General features: G+C 62.0%; 13 protein-coding genes. 6 read left to right on the top strand and 7 right to left on the bottom strand.

All coding sequences use genetic code 11. The features are described 5' to 3' along the window. Positions 1-570: 570 nt before the first annotated feature. Positions 571-978, bottom strand: a complete 408-nt coding sequence (locus RE027_RS01655; protein WP_368806489.1) for a hypothetical protein — start codon at positions 976-978, stop codon at positions 571-573. A gap of 307 nt (positions 979-1,285) precedes the next feature. Here RE027_RS01655 and RE027_RS01650 point away from each other — a divergent pair, with 307 nt between their 5' ends. Further along, positions 1,286-1,726, top strand: a complete 441-nt coding sequence (locus RE027_RS01650; protein ID WP_368806488.1) for a hypothetical protein — start codon at positions 1,286-1,288, stop codon at positions 1,724-1,726. A 229-nt stretch (positions 1,727-1,955) separates the two neighbouring features. On the opposite strand, the gene RE027_RS01645 is transcribed toward RE027_RS01650, so the two are convergent. After that, positions 1,956-2,495, bottom strand: coding sequence for a hypothetical protein (locus tag RE027_RS01645; RefSeq protein ID WP_368806487.1), 540 nt, complete (start codon positions 2,493-2,495; stop codon positions 1,956-1,958). Positions 2,496-2,705: 210 nt separating this feature from the next. Between RE027_RS01645 and RE027_RS01640 the strand changes: the two genes are divergently transcribed. Next, positions 2,706-3,002, top strand: coding sequence for a hypothetical protein (locus RE027_RS01640; RefSeq protein WP_368806486.1), 297 nt, complete (start codon positions 2,706-2,708; stop codon positions 3,000-3,002). A 368-nt stretch (positions 3,003-3,370) separates the two neighbouring features. On the opposite strand, the gene RE027_RS01635 is transcribed toward RE027_RS01640, so the two are convergent. Beyond that, the gene (locus RE027_RS01635; RefSeq protein WP_368806485.1) at positions 3,371-4,210 is read right to left on the bottom strand and encodes a GIY-YIG nuclease family protein; all 840 of its coding nucleotides are present in this window, start codon (positions 4,208-4,210) and stop codon (positions 3,371-3,373) included. 212 nt (positions 4,211-4,422) lie between these two features. Here RE027_RS01635 and RE027_RS01630 point away from each other — a divergent pair, with 212 nt between their 5' ends. Further along, a complete protein-coding gene (locus tag RE027_RS01630; protein WP_368806484.1) occupies positions 4,423-5,034 on the top strand; it encodes a hypothetical protein in 612 nt (203 codons plus the stop codon). Positions 5,035-5,295: 261 nt separating this feature from the next. On the opposite strand, the gene RE027_RS01625 is transcribed toward RE027_RS01630, so the two are convergent. Beyond that, complete coding sequence (locus RE027_RS01625) at positions 5,296-5,736, bottom strand: hypothetical protein (protein WP_368806483.1); 441 nt, start codon at positions 5,734-5,736, stop codon at positions 5,296-5,298. A 116-nt stretch (positions 5,737-5,852) separates the two neighbouring features. Next, positions 5,853-5,990: a hypothetical protein gene (locus tag RE027_RS01620; protein WP_368806482.1), complete on the bottom strand. Its 138-nt coding sequence runs from the start codon at positions 5,988-5,990 to the stop codon at positions 5,853-5,855. 249 nt (positions 5,991-6,239) lie between these two features. On the opposite strand from RE027_RS01620, the gene RE027_RS01615 reads away from it, so the two are divergent. Genes RE027_RS01615 through RE027_RS01605 form a run of 3 tightly spaced genes read left to right on the top strand, consistent with a single transcriptional unit; the run spans position 6,240 to position 12,669 of the window. Continuing rightward, positions 6,240-8,246: a type I restriction-modification system subunit M gene (locus RE027_RS01615; RefSeq protein ID WP_368806481.1), complete on the top strand. Its 2,007-nt coding sequence runs from the start codon at positions 6,240-6,242 to the stop codon at positions 8,244-8,246. Continuing rightward, complete coding sequence (locus RE027_RS01610; RefSeq protein WP_368806480.1) at positions 8,243-9,433, top strand: restriction endonuclease subunit S; 1,191 nt, start codon at positions 8,243-8,245, stop codon at positions 9,431-9,433. Before RE027_RS01615 ends, RE027_RS01610 begins: the two co-directional genes overlap by 4 nt. Positions 9,434-9,438: 5 nt before the next feature. Next, a complete protein-coding gene (locus RE027_RS01605) occupies positions 9,439-12,669 on the top strand; it encodes a type I restriction endonuclease subunit R (RefSeq protein ID WP_368806479.1) in 3,231 nt (1,076 codons plus the stop codon). Between the two features lie 244 nt (positions 12,670-12,913). On the opposite strand, the gene RE027_RS01600 is transcribed toward RE027_RS01605, so the two are convergent. Together RE027_RS01600 and RE027_RS01595 are read right to left on the bottom strand one after the other, a co-directional pair. Further along, positions 12,914-13,567, bottom strand: coding sequence for a recombinase family protein (locus RE027_RS01600; protein ID WP_368806478.1), 654 nt, complete (start codon positions 13,565-13,567; stop codon positions 12,914-12,916). 43 nt (positions 13,568-13,610) lie between these two features. After that, on the bottom strand, positions 13,611-13,754 hold the full coding sequence (locus tag RE027_RS01595; RefSeq protein ID WP_368806477.1) for a hypothetical protein: 144 nt from the start codon (positions 13,752-13,754) through the stop codon (positions 13,611-13,613). Positions 13,755-13,761: the final 7 nt, after the last annotated feature.

Genomic DNA, 13,761 nt, shown 5'->3' with positions numbered 1-13,761 from the left:
CCACAAACGGTGCTCTTCGGTGGCCATCGTGACGAGCGGGAGGTGCAGTGCTCCGACGTTCTTCCAGGTGCTGACGTTCTCGGCGCAGTCTTCGGGCAGTTCCCCGGCCCCGCCGTAGAACCGGCGGTCGTCGGCGCGCCCGTCTGCGTCCTTGCGGATGGCGATTATGGTTCGTGTCCAACTCGCCGTAAACGGTGGCGGTCCTATGGCAAGTGAGATCGGCTAGGAGACTCCGGACAAAATCGACTAGAGATCTTCCACGGTCGCAGACGTACGCTTCAAGGTACTGACGTGTAGCCCTGACCTACCATCGATCTGGCTCCACGGGTTGCTACGAGGTTTACTCTTGCACGGACCGGGACGGCTGATTCCACGTGCTAGTTCGCATACTGCACGTTGCCACGGTGGGGGGTAGGAGTGGGTTGCCCGGTCTGACGTTCTGGTTCGCTGCTGATCCATCCAGCGCCCGATCGCCAAGGATTGTGCAACTAGCTCTAGGAGGGTAACGACATCGATGGACTCGCCAGGCGTAGCGAGGAGGAGTCCTGTCCGAAAAGGACAGCGCAAGCTCTAGCGGAAGGTGGTACGCCGAGCGTAGTACTCGTGCACCTCCTCGGTGAGACGGGCCAAAGCGACGAGCTTCTGATCCGACGTTGGGTTCGGAGATATCCGTCCAAGCTTGATCGCCAGTTTATAGAAGCCACCCCCTAAGTCGGCTGCATCCTTGTGCATGACTAGGGCTGACAGCAGGATGCCGTGCTGGGCATGAGACCGTTCAGAAATCTCGGCCAGGAGCTGACCAATGGCATCACGGCCGCGTTGCTTGGAGAAATCAAACGGCGGAAGTTCCGTCTCGTCTGAGATCTTGCTATTGAGGGTGCTGTAGTCAGTCTTCCCCCGTGTTCGAGCTATGGTCACGAGGTGGTACTCAGCCGATTCACGGAGTTGCTCCCACTCGTCCTCAGTGCGTCCGTACATGGTCCATGTCCCTCGCTCTACGGCAACCGTTCGCTTTCACAAAGGTATCCGATGCCAGTGGGAGACAGGTAGAACATGACGCTTTCACACAGTGAGCGCGACGGCCTGGGTGTAAGCGTGATCCACCGGCGAATCCACAGTTCGACGTTGCCAGCCTTCCCAGCTCCTCCCGCTCAGCATCAGTTAGATGTCCCTTGGGCCGGGACCTGGCGACCTGTAAAGTGTCAGAAATCTTCCGCTCGCCGGCTTGCAGTACATGCAGTGCGGTTAGATGGAGTGTGACCCGCAAGATAAGGAGGAGTAATTTATGCAAGAACGGTTTGTCTTCGAGGCGATGATTCAAGAAGCGACAATGGGATTGGAAGCCGCGAGCGCTGACTTCGTTGCAGCCATGCATGCAGGGGATACGCAAGTGGCTCGCGATGCTTCGGCGCGCGGGGAAGCAGCACTAAAAACGTTGGTGCAGCTTAGACAATTGCAGGATTCCGCGACTCCGTGGATTGATAAGTCTTTCTGGCAGGAGAAGGTGGGGCGTCTGACCAAAGATGGCGTTACCAGTGATCTGCAAACTAGGCAGGCAATCAACAAAATTGTGCATGCTGACCCGTCACGGCGCACATTGCCCGGATATGAATTCCATCCTAGGCATATCGTGCACCTCAATGGTGAGGAACACGGCAAAGACTGGGTAGCCGAGCTGGATGTAATGTCGCTGGTGGAGGCAAGCAAGAGGATCATTTGGATCTAATTTGAATCGAGCGTGTTGTTGCGTTACTTCGACACCCAGCCGCTCTAGCGACCCTTGCCTGACAAGAACCGTCTGAGCCGAGTTTTGCCCCTCCCAGTCTCTCAAGACCGCCACTGAGCACACGTTGCCACCCACGCTCCAGACATGTCGTGGGCCCGAATGCCTACGCCAGGCGAGGCGGGGATGCGGAGCGGGAAGGGGGATCCCGCTGGGCTACTTGACAAGATCATTAATTCAATTCGACCTGGGTAATAGGGTTAGTTCTCAGGTATGTAGATAGCGCTTTTTCGAGTTGTCTCAGTGACTTCGAACTGGCCAGGACCCTTTCATTTATTGCATCCTTGTCTTGTCCGAGCGAATCAAAATCTCGAATCGCCTTCAGGAACTCGGTTTTTTTGTCGTGGTGCTCGTCAAAAGCTTCTAATACATTTGGGTCGTACGGGAGCACCATTTGGAGTGCTGCGATTGTTTCAGTCGCCTTGGCTTGGTTTTCTATAAGAGATTCGGCCGCTTCATAGACATTTTCCTTCGTTGCATGCAAGAAATGGGACACCACTCCTTTGTCTGCAAAGTCAATACTGGACAAGATTCGAATGTATTTGACTGTCTCCATCCTCAGCCACTTCTCGTTTTCGACGGCCGCTTGGGCAGTAAATATCCGCACTTCTCGACGCCAAGCCAATCTACTGTTCAGAATGGTGAACAGCGCGCTGATAACTGCTCCAGCAGCTGATCCGCCCAATAGGCCTATGAGCAGGGGGGTTTCCATGTGCTAACGGTAAGGCTGGGGCGGCGGCTTGCCCCGCATTGCGCCTTGGACATGCGGCGATCCCCCGTCGCCGGTAGCTGATGACGCCCATCGGAGAGACCTCCCCGAGCCCAAGTGCGAAGGGTGGCCCCGTGGGCATGTCGGGAAGGGCCCCGGCGTTTGATGTGACTCGGGCCTGACGAAGGACCCGCGTCGCCGGACGGCTGATTCATGAGCGGTGGCGACGACGCGGGCCTTATCTGGGGGGGGCGGAACGCGAAAGACGTTTCATCGATCCATTACCAGTTTCTTTACCGGGCTCCCGGCTATTTCCGCGGGACTACGGAATCGTTGGACGGCGACTCCCTGGCCGATCCGCACGACGACTGCCGGGTAAGAGAACGCGAATGCGGCCCGCAGCGTGGCTTGGATGGCCACCCGGTCGGTCTTGAAGAACGCGAAGCTGTCGGAGCGCACCTCGGCGTCCTGCTCGATGGCGATTATGGCTCGCCTTTAGAAATGCCGTAGACAAAGCAAGAACGTCGGCGGGGTAGATCGACGACGGGATGCCGCTCAGTAACGGTAAGAGATCTTTTTAGCACTGGGCTGCGTCGGTCCGTCGCTCCACATCACTCGTTCGTTAAGGATTGTAGGACGGCCCAATACTGACTGTCCGTCTCGGTCGCCGGTGCCGTCTCCGATCATGGGTCCGACGACCTGTTCCAAGTCAGTTTCGATGTCGTGGCCCATGACGGTGTCCGGGATGTAGACCGGCTTGGGCTTGTGGGCGATACCGATCAGGCAGGCGGGGGAGAAGTGCAGCTCCTGGAAGTCGACGGATTTTGTGTGTGGACTTCAATTGAAAGCGCCTCCCGTCACGATGTCGCCCGCCCCGCTCAGTTTCGGTTGAGTCCGTGCTCGCGAGTGAGGAGCGCCCGCTTGAAGTGCGCCTCTGCTGCGTCGACCTCGGCGGTGGGGACGCTGGGGCCGAAGACCCGCAAGATACTGAACTGGAAGTGTCGAGCATGACTGGGGTTGGGGCCGATGAGGTCCCGCAGAGCGACGTTGCCGCCGTGCCCGTCCCTGGCGTAGGCCGACCATCGCCCGAGGATGTTGTCGCCCCCGTCGGCCTTGCCCACGTAGAGCTGGCCGGTGCTGGTGTCTGCGAGGAGGTAGATGCCCTGCACGGCTCCGAGCGCGGTACGCCACGAGGAGTAGCGGGAATCCTCGACCATCGCCTGCAGCTCGGCGTGCGTGAGGAGCACATTGTCGAATCCGGGGAACGCGACGGCCTGCGGGTCGGCGATCTCTAAGACCCGGAACGCCGAAGCAACGGGTCCCGGCTTGGCCCAGTTGACCGGGTCACCGGACCACTGGATGACCAGCCGTCTGGAGAGGGTGTCCAACGTGGAAGAGGGTCGGAGGTCGAAGCAGCGGCGGGTGTCGGTGCGTTCGGCAAGGACCTCGCCGTGATTTTCGTAGGCGGTGAGCAACCGGGAACGGCGGCCGCCGTCGGCCATGAAGACCACCCAGATGCCCGGTGGAATCTTCCCGAGCTTGTTGCCGATGCCCTGCCGGCGCGTGTAGTCGAGGATCTTCTCCGCCGTGAGGTCGGCCTCGGTCTTCAGTCCGTCGGGGGTGTACGTGTGCCGCAGCACGACCATGTCACTGATGTCGACACCCGCTGCGTCGAAGATGTGTCCGAGGTTGAGCTCGCCGGCGCTTGAGGATGTCACCTGGCCAGCCTATTCGGCGGTGGGACGAGTCAAGGCAGATCGTTCGTTTGGCTGCGTTGCATACTATCCCGGCGATTACGGCAGCGGCGGGAACTTTGTTTGGGGACGCAGGTGGACGTCCGCCACGACCGAAGACTGGTTGACGCCCGGGCGCGTGAAGACCGGGGATCATGCGCGATGATCGGGTTGAGATCACCCGATAGGAGAATCCCGTGTCAGAGCCGGTCCGCATTAGCATCCCTGCCCATATCGCTGAACCCAGTCCCGAGCTCCGCCAAGTCATTGATGCGCTCACAGGGCGCGCCGAGGAGCATGCAGCTCCCGTGCTACGGCAGGCTCTCGACGCGGCCCTGCCGAATCTCCCCGGCATACTCCATATGCTCGACAAGGCCACCGCGATACGCGCTGCTGAGTTCACTCGGAGGATCAAGGACAGCATGGCTGTCCAGCAGGTCGTCGTCGAGCTCACCCGCCGGGCCGAAACCGAGCCGGAGGCTGCTGAGGCTATCGATGAAGGCGTTAGGATCCTCGACGCCAACCCAGAAGCTGCCTTTGTTATGGCCGGACCCGCCGCTGAGACAGCCGAGCGGATAGGTGTGGGCCGCAGCATCGCCGCCGGGGCACTGATCGCCGGTTCGTTGTACTTATCGGGGGCCGGGGCGTACGCAGACGACCAGCGCCTGGATCAGGCGGAGCAGATTTCCATCACTCAGGACGTGTTCGATATCGCCGCCGGATATGTCCTCGGATCCAGCTCGTCGTCAACCAGTCAGGCACCACAGAAGACGCCTCCGCAGGGAAAGCGGAGCCGTCGGGAGGAATAAGTCGGGGTACACATAGAAAGTCTGGGCGGAACGCTGACTGTCCCGAGTGAGGATAGGCCATAATTACGGTTCTCACTTCTCCGACGTGGCAGTAACTCTTCGACACTTTGCAGTGTAGGTCGGGCTGCGACCCGCACTATGTGAACGTGGCTGCCCTTTTCAGTTACGTCCGTATGCCCGGTGGGCAGTCACAATTGCGTGCGCCACTATGGGAGTCCCAGACGTACGGAAATCGAACGGGCCGACCTCGGGCAGCTGTAGTCAGTACCCGCGCCCGATTAGCGTTTCGCCCGCGTCGTGCGCTCGGGCGAAGGAAATACTCTGGGAAGCGGGCTGCTTTTTGACCAGCCAGGCCACTATTTGTGGGGTAGGCCACACGATGCGCAGCTCCTCAAAGTCGATCAAGTGCTCCTCGGGGCCACCGATCCGCTTCATCCAGCCGGGCACGATCAACCGGTCGCCACGATCGTGCAACTGCATCAGCCATGGCTGGAGACGCTCAGAGTAGGGGCGGTATATATAGCCTATGGGCCGCCGCTGGTAGTGGAAAAGCACCGCTAGATCGTCGGACTCATTGTCCGGCTCAGGCATCGGCTCGAACTCCAGCCGACCCTTCGGCAAGGAGCTGCGGTTGCGTTGGTGGCGTTCGAAAGTCGCCACACCTTTGCCCTTGTCGCGGGAAGCACTCAACATGTAGTCCATGCCCCAAAGTTAGCGGATGCGAACCGAGTCGGCGATTGCAACTCGTGGCGACATACGGAGCGAGTGTGACTTTACTGGGACTCCACACACGGGACTGCCCGGACTTTCCTTGACTCTCAGGTGAACCGGGGGCAGTCCCGGATGACGAGCGGGAGGTGCAGTGCTGTGATGTCGTTCCAGGTGCTGACGTTCTTGGCGAAGTCTTCGGGTAGTTCCCCGGTCACGCCGTAGAACTGGCGGTCGTCGGCGCGCACGGCTGCGTCCTTGCGGATGGCGATTAGGGCTCAGCTTCAGGTCCACCGCAGACGGTGCCGGTCCTATGGTGAGTGGGATCAGCAAGGATGCGTCAACGAGATGCTAGGTCTCGCCGTCTGCGCAGCTGTCGCTGTCCTGTCAGTTCTCCTTCAAGGCCAGGCTCGACGAGTGGCCCCGAATAGTTGGACTGTGTCGATAGGATCCGAAGACATACCCAGCCCCCTCATGGATTCGGAGAACTACCAGTCGTGTCTGTCCTGTCCAGTTTCGTGTGGAGTGTCGCCGACACCCTCCGCGGTCCTTACGCCGAGGCCGAGTATGGGTCGGTCATCCTGCCTTTTACGGTGCTGCGCCGCCTCGAATGCGTCATGGCCCCCCATAGAGAGGTGATGGCCGAGATCGTCTCGCAGTACCAGGGCGAGCAGCAGCGGCGCACTCACCTGAAGATTCAGACCCGTACCGAAGACAGTGCAGGTCTGTCGTTCTGGACGACGAGCGACTACACGCTCGAGAAGGCGCTGCAGGACCCGGACAACCTTGCCGAGAATTTGATCGACTACGTCGGCGGGTTCTCGGCGAACCTGGACGTGTTTAAGTCCTTCGACTTCGAGAACGTGATTCGCACCCTCGACGCGCGTGAGCGGCTTGCCCAGGTGGCCCGCCACTTCGAGAAGATCGACCTGTCTCCCGACGCGGTCTCGAATGCCGACATGGGGGATTTGTTCGAAAACCTCATTTACCGGTTCGCCGAGTCCGCCAACGACGGGGCCGGTCAGTTCTACACCCCCCGCGATGTCGTACGGTTGCTCGTCGATCTCGTCTATGCGGACGACACCAAAGCCCTGCGCGAGCGCGGCACCGTCCGCTCCATCTACGACCCCACGGTCGGCACCGGGGGCATGTTGACTGTCGCCGACGAGCACCTGCATGGGCTCAACCCCGACGCCTCCACGGCGCTGTTCGGGCAGGAAATTAACCCGCGCACGTACGCGATCTGTAAGGCGGATCTACTCATCAGAGGCCAGGATCCCTCGAACGTCCGCCAGGGCAACACCCTTGTGGTCGACCGGTTCGAGGACCGTCGCTTCGACTACGTGCTGTCCAATCCGCCGTTCGGTACCGACTGGAAGGCCGTCGAGTCCGATGTGAAGGGCGAGCACGCCCGCGGCGGTCAGGGCCGCTTCGCGCCGGGGCTTCCAAGTGTGGGGGATGCGGCCATGCTGTTCCTGCTGCACGTCGCCTCCAAGATGCGCGACGTCGACGCCACCGGCCGCGGCGGCAAGGCCGGCATCGTCCTGAACGGTTCGCCTCTGTTCAACGGCGGTGCGGGCTCCGGGCCCTCGGAGATCCGGGGGCATCTACTGGAGAGGGATCTCGTCGAGGCCATCGTCGCCTTGCCAAACGACATGTTTTACAACACAGGGATCGCCACGTACCTGTGGATCCTGTCCAATGCGAAGCCCGAGGACCATCAGGGCACGGTGCGGCTGATCGACGCGACGGGGCTCGGGTCGAAGTTGCGCAAGTCGATCGGCTCCAAGCGCGTCGAGATTTCCGAGGAGCACCGCAAGGCGATCGTGCGCTCCTTCGCCGGCACCCAGGGCGAAGACGAGACCATCCAAGTGCCGGTGAAGGAGTTCGCCAACCGTGACTTCGCCTACTGGACAGTCACCGTCGAGCGTCCGCTCCAACTGCGTTTCGCGTGCACCGCCGAGGTGATCAGCGCTGTGGCTGAGCACAAGACGCTGGGCAAGATCAGCGGCCTGACCGAGGCGCTGGAGGCCTTCGGTGACGAGCCGTACCTGAACCGGGAGAAGTTCAACCGGGAGCTCACCAGCCACCTGGGCAACCACAGGGTCAGCCTGACCACCGCCCAGCGCAAGGCCCTTTGGCAGGCCATCGGCGTCCACGACAAGGATGCCGACATCTGCCGGCACGCCTCCGGTGCGCGCAAAGGCAAGCCGGAGCCCGACCCTGCGTTGCGCGACACCGAGAATGTGCCCTTCGGCTGGGGCGGCCACCCCAAGACGCACGAGGCCCTGATGGAGACCGTGAAGGCCTACTTCGAGGCGGAGGTGCAGCCCAACGTCGAGAACGCCTGGATCGACTGGGACAAGACCAAGACCGGCTACGAGATCCCGTTCACCCGGCACTTCTACACCTACGAGCCGCCCAGGGCGCTCGAGGAGATCGACGCCGACCTCAACCGGGTCGTGGGCGAGATCTTGGAAATGCTCCGCGAGGTGGAGGCGTGAACACCCCTCTTACCGAACTCCCCACCGGTTGGTCGATGGTGGCTCTAGGGAGGCTGGTCCACTTCGGCAACGGCTCGGATTACAAGGACGTCGAGGTCGCCGAGAGCGGTTACCCGGTATACGGTTCTGGCGGTGTCTTCCGACGCGCCAGCCGATATCTCTACGACGGCGAGAGCGTGTTGTTTGGTCGCAAGGGGACCATCGACCGGCCCCTCTACGTGACTGGGCGATTCTGGACCGTTGACACCATGTACTACACCATCCCGGGGGCGCGCGTTTTCCCCAAGTTCTTGTACTACGCAGCAACCACCATTCCCTTCTCGTACTATGCGACCAACACAGCAGTACCGAGCATGACTCGAGGTGATCTAGCCAGCCACCTGATTCCCCTCCCACCGCTGGGCGTACAGCGTGCCATCGCCGACTACCTAGACCACGAGACGGCCCAGATAGACGCGCTCGTGGCCAAGCAGGATGAGTTCATCGGGCTGCTACAGGAACGACGCTATGCGGCAATTGAATCTGCAATGGCCCAAGTTGAGCCCGCCGGTCAGCGGTTGAAGCACGTAACGCGGTCAATTCGCCAAGGATGGAGTCCGCAGTGCTATTCGTGGCCGGCCGATGGCGTGGAAAAATGGGCAGTCCTCAAGGCTGGTGCTGCCAATGGTGGGGTATTCCGGTCGATGGAAAACAAGGAGCTACCCGCTATTGAAACGCCTAGGCCACGAACCGTGGTGCGTGCTGGGGACCTTTTGATTTCACGAGCCAATACGAGGGACCTCGTTGGCAGCGCAGCCGTCGTTGACGGTGAACATCCACGGCTGATGTTGTCTGACAAGCTGTACGCGTTCGACTTAGACCGAAGCCAGGCTAATCCGCGATTCGTCGCGCTGGTCCTGGGAAGCCGGCGTTGGCGTGCGCTCATCGAGATCGAAGCGACGGGTGCCAGTTCATCGATGCTCAACATCAGCCAGGATGACATTGCCAATCTGCCCCTGAGCCTTCCATCGGTGGAGGAACAGGAGTCCATCCTCCACGAGGTCGACGACCAGACCTCTCGCATCGACGCCCTAATCGCCAAGGCCAAGGAGCTCATCGCCCTGGCCCAGGAGCGTCGCTCGGCGCTCATCACGGCGGCAGTCACCGGACAGATCGACGTGCGCACGGCAGCACGGAAGGAAGGCTGAGGACCATGGCAGCACCTGATGGCACCCGCGAGGCAGCGTTCGAAGCGGAGATTGCGGAGTACCTCGCGGAGCGCGGCTGGGAGTACAGCGAGACCGACGACGCCTACGACGCCAAGCGCGCGATCTGGCCTGAGGACGTGCACTGGTGGCTGTCCGAGACCCAGCCCGACGAGTATGCCAAGGTGGTCAGGGTCGGCACCGCTGCTGAGGCTTCAGACCGTGAGGCGCTACTGGACTCGCTCGTGTCCCGGTTGGACACGCCAATGAGCTCGGGCGGTGGCACGCTGAACGTGCTTCGGCGGAAGTTTTCCCACACCCGAGGCGCGACAGCCCACCTGAAGATGTGTCAGTTCAGGCCGGCGACAACGCTGAACCGAGAGGTCACCGAGCACTATCGGAAGGTGCGGCTGCGGGTGGTACGGCAGGTGCACTTCTCCCCGAAGCGTGGGGATACCCGCTCGATCGACCTGGTGTTCTTCGTCAATGGCCTCCCGGTGGCCACTTGTGAGCTGAAGTCCTTCTTCAAACAGCAGTGGCGCAGCGCGGTCAACCAGTACCGCACTGACCGGAACCCGGCGGGGCAACCGTTGCTCGGGTTCGGCACGCGTGCCCTGGTGCATTTCGCTCTCGACGACGACCAGGTTCACATGACCACGAAGCTGGCCGGGGAGAAGACCTACTTCCTACCCTTTAACCGGGGCCACGAGTACACCGGCGCGGCAGGGAACCCGCCGAACCCCGACGGTTCCGCCACGTCCTACCTGTGGGAGCAGGTGCTGCAGCGGGACAACTGGCTGGCCATCCTCGGTTCGCAGATGTTCCTGAAAACCGAGGCCGACGAGGACCCGGTTACCGGGAAGATCAAGCGCTCCACGACGCTGGTGTTCCCGCGCTACCACCAGTGGCGTGCGGTGAAGAGTCTCGTGGACGTGATCACTGTGGAAGGCCCGGGTTGCCGGTACCTGATCGAGCATTCCGCCGGGTCGGGCAAGACGAATACGATCGCGTGGACCGCGCACCGACTCGCCCGGCTCCACGAGCCGGCGAACCAGAAGGTGTTTGACAAGGTCCTGATCGTCTCCGACCGTCGTGTCCTGGACGCGCAGCTGCAGCAGGCCGTTGAGCAGGTGGACGATACCGTCGGCACCGTCGCCGTCATCGACTCCGCCGCGGTGCGTCGTTCCGGCGGCTCGAAGTCCCGGGCCCTGCTCGATGCGTTGACGGGGTCGGCGCTGATCATCGTGGTGACCATCCAAACGTTCCCGTACGTCAAGGGCCTGTTGGAGACCACGTTGGGAAACCGGAACTTCGCGGTGATCGTGGACGAGGCGCACACCTCCCAGTCCGGGAAGACCGCCGCGGACCTGAAGAAGGTCCTCACCGACGGTGGGCAGGTCACGACCGAGGAGGAGGTCGACACCCAGGACATCGTCAACGAGCTGGTGGAGGCCGACCTCGCGCGGGAGACGCGGATCGCAGCCCAGACCGCTGCCCGTGCCGGCGCGGCGAACGTCTCGCTGCTGGCGTTCACCGCGACGCCCAAGTCCAAGACGAAAATGCTTTTCGGCAGCCAGGACGATGACGGGAAGGCTGTGTCGTTCGACGTGTATCCGATGCGACAAGCGATCGAGGAAGGATTCATCCTCGATGTGCTGCGCGGCTACCAGACCTACAAGACCGCGTTCGAAATCGAGCAGCGCGGTGAGAAGGGCGTTGTCACCTCCATCACCGGAGGCTCTGCGACGATTGGCGGTGAGGATCGTCTGGTGGACCCGAAGGTCGCGACCCGGAAAATCATGCGGTTCGCGAACCTGCACCCGACCAATGTGGGCCAGAAGGTCGAGATCATCGTCGAGCACTTCCGCACCAACGTCGCCCACCTCCTCGACGGGCATGCCAAAGCCATGGTCGTGACCGACTCCCGGCAGGCCGCGCTCCGCTACAAGATCGAGACCGACAGGTACCTGCAGGATAAGCGCTACGGCTACCAGACGATCGTGGCGTTCTCGGAGAAGATCAGCGACGAGGAGTACGGGGTTGTCGACGCCACCGAGGCGTCGTTGAATCCCGGCCTCGGCTCAGATCTGGCCCGGGAGTTCCGCCGACCCGAGTACCGATTGATGCTGGTCGCCGACAAGTTCCAGACCGGCTTCGACCAGCCGCTGCTCTGCGCCATGTACGTGGACAAGAAACTCCCGGACGTGCACGCGGTCCAGACGCTGTCCCGGCTCAACCGCACCTACCGGGCACCCTCCGGCGAGGTGAAGGACCGCACGTTCGTCCTCGACTTCGTCAACGACCCGGCAAACATCCGAGAAGCGTTCCTCACCTACTACCTCGAGGCCCACGTCGAGACCGAGACGGACCCAAACCTGGTCCACCGGCTCGCGACCAAACTAGCCCAGGCCAGGATCTACACGCCGGTGGACGTAGAGCGCTACGCCGAGGCGTGGTGGGCCCCCGTCCAGTCGCATGCCGCGCTGGTCGCGGCGGTGGCCCCTGCGCGCGAGGAGTTCCTGTGCCGATGGGAGGAGGCTGGAGACCGGCTCGACGAACAGGCGCTCGATGAACTGCGGACCTTCCGCAAGGACTGCGGTTCGTATGTTCGCCTCTACGACTTCATGTCCCAGGTCGTCGACTACGGCACCAGCGACCTTGAGAAGCACGCGGAGTTCCTGCGCCAGCTGACTCGCGTGCTCCCCACCGACGAGTCGGGCGCGGACCTCGACGTGTCTGGGCTGGAGCTGCGCCGGGTGCGGCAGATCGACCAGGGCAAGGCCGAGATCGGTCTGTCGGGTGACCAGTCGACCCCTGCGCTGCGGGGGATCACTGGGGTCGGATCGCGGGCATCACATCAGGACCCGCAACGAGAGCTCTTGTCCGAGGTGGTCGCCCGTATCAATGCCCTGTTCGGCTCCGAGTTTGCCGACCCGCAGATCGAAGGGTTCGTGGTCGCCGCGGCAGGCATGGCCGAGGAAGACCCGCGCATCGCCGAGCAGATCGACCACAACGCGCAGGACCAGTTCCTTGCTTCGCCCGATCTTCGCGAGACGCTAACCGACGCCGCCGTGCTAAACGAGGGCGCGTTCGGGAAGCTCACGGGCGCACTGACAGGCGAGAACGAGCGCGCCGACGGGCTCATCCGCATCATCGGCGAGTACCTCTATCAATCACGTCGACTTCGAGTGTCCGACGAAACCACTCCAGAGTCACCGGACACTCCCAAGCAGCCCTGACGAGACCTACGATCCCGCGATCCGCTGGAAAGCGCCGACACTGAGCCGATTTCGTTCCCTGATTTCGACCGCCGGGTGCTTGGCTACGCGCACCTTCAGGCCGTCATGCGCGACCACCGCCACGGCTTGTGGCACGCTGCGCTGCCGTCGGTCGCCAGTGTGGTCCTGCCGCGTTGGTCTCTGCGGGGTTCGGGACACCATTGGGCAACTCCATGTTTCACCTCTGTGAACGGGCTTCGGAGGTTCAGTTTGAGGTCAGCACGCGGTTGACCGTGGAGGCGTACCACCGCTTGCCGCCTCGGGCGGTCGGTACCCCTTCGGCGTTGAGTCGGTCGGCGATGTGCTGCATCGACAATCCAGACGCCCGGAGGTCTCGAATGTACTGGCGCTTGCCCTCGTCCATCACCCGAGGGCGGCCCATGCGGACCCCCTCGGCTTTGCGCTGAGCCATACCTTCCCGGGTGCGGACTCCGATCAACTCGCGTTCGTACTGGGCGGCAGATGCCAGCACGTTGGAGGTGAACCGACCAGCAGGATCTGATGTGTCGATGTTGGGGGAGAGCATTACCAATCCCCAACCCTTGCGGTTGGCTCGGTCCAGCATTCCTGCGAAGTCAGCCACGGATCGCGAGACGCGGTCGAGCCGAACAGCCATGAGGTGGTCGGCGCGGCCCTCGTCCAGGTCGGCGAGCGCGGACTGCAAGCCGGGTCGGTTGAGGTCCTTGGCCGATTTCTCGTCGGTGACGACTCGCACCTCCCAGTCCCGCCGGTCTGCTTCCTCGATGAGCGTGGAACGTTGTGCGTCGAGAGATGCCCCGCGCTCGGCCTGGTCCTCGGTCGAGACGCGGCAGTACGCGATGCAGACGGAGCGGGTATGGGAGGGGCGAAATCTGGCCATGACCCTACTATATACACAAATGGACCCCTTTGTGTATGTACTGTCAGTTGGCTTCGTCATCCAATTGCCGAAGGGTGTAGAGAGAGCCTGCAATGTAAGCACGCTCCGCCGCCGTCGCTCCTAGCAAGCCCGTATCAATCTGAGCAAGCACATCCGCAAGTGCCTCCTCTGCCATCTTCCCCTTCATAAACGCC

The organism is Kocuria sabuli (assembly GCF_040981185.1).
In the GTDB taxonomy this organism is placed as follows: domain Bacteria; phylum Actinomycetota; class Actinomycetes; order Actinomycetales; family Micrococcaceae; genus Kocuria; species Kocuria sabuli.
The sequence above is the reverse complement of the archived record's forward strand: the minus strand, read 5'-3'. Positions and strand labels throughout refer to the sequence as shown.

Bases quoted from the DNA above. Each gene is read 5' to 3' on its own strand.
- RE027_RS01655 (WP_368806489.1), bottom strand. From the start codon at position 978: ATGTACGGACGCACTGAGGACGAGTGGGAGCAACTCCGTGAATCGGCT.
- RE027_RS01650 (WP_368806488.1), top strand. From the start codon at position 1,286: ATGCAAGAACGGTTTGTCTTCGAGGCGATGATTCAAGAAGCGACAATG.
- RE027_RS01645 (WP_368806487.1), bottom strand. From the start codon at position 2,495: ATGGAAACCCCCCTGCTCATAGGCCTATTGGGCGGATCAGCTGCTGGA.
- RE027_RS01640 (WP_368806486.1), top strand. From the start codon at position 2,706: ATGAGCGGTGGCGACGACGCGGGCCTTATCTGGGGGGGGCGGAACGCG.
- RE027_RS01625 (WP_368806483.1), bottom strand. From the start codon at position 5,736: ATGGACTACATGTTGAGTGCTTCCCGCGACAAGGGCAAAGGTGTGGCG.
- RE027_RS01605 (WP_368806479.1), top strand. From the start codon at position 9,439: ATGGCAGCACCTGATGGCACCCGCGAGGCAGCGTTCGAAGCGGAGATT.
- RE027_RS01600 (WP_368806478.1), bottom strand. From the start codon at position 13,567: ATGGCCAGATTTCGCCCCTCCCATACCCGCTCCGTCTGCATCGCGTAC.
- RE027_RS01595 (WP_368806477.1), bottom strand. From the start codon at position 13,754: ATGAAGGGGAAGATGGCAGAGGAGGCACTTGCGGATGTGCTTGCTCAG.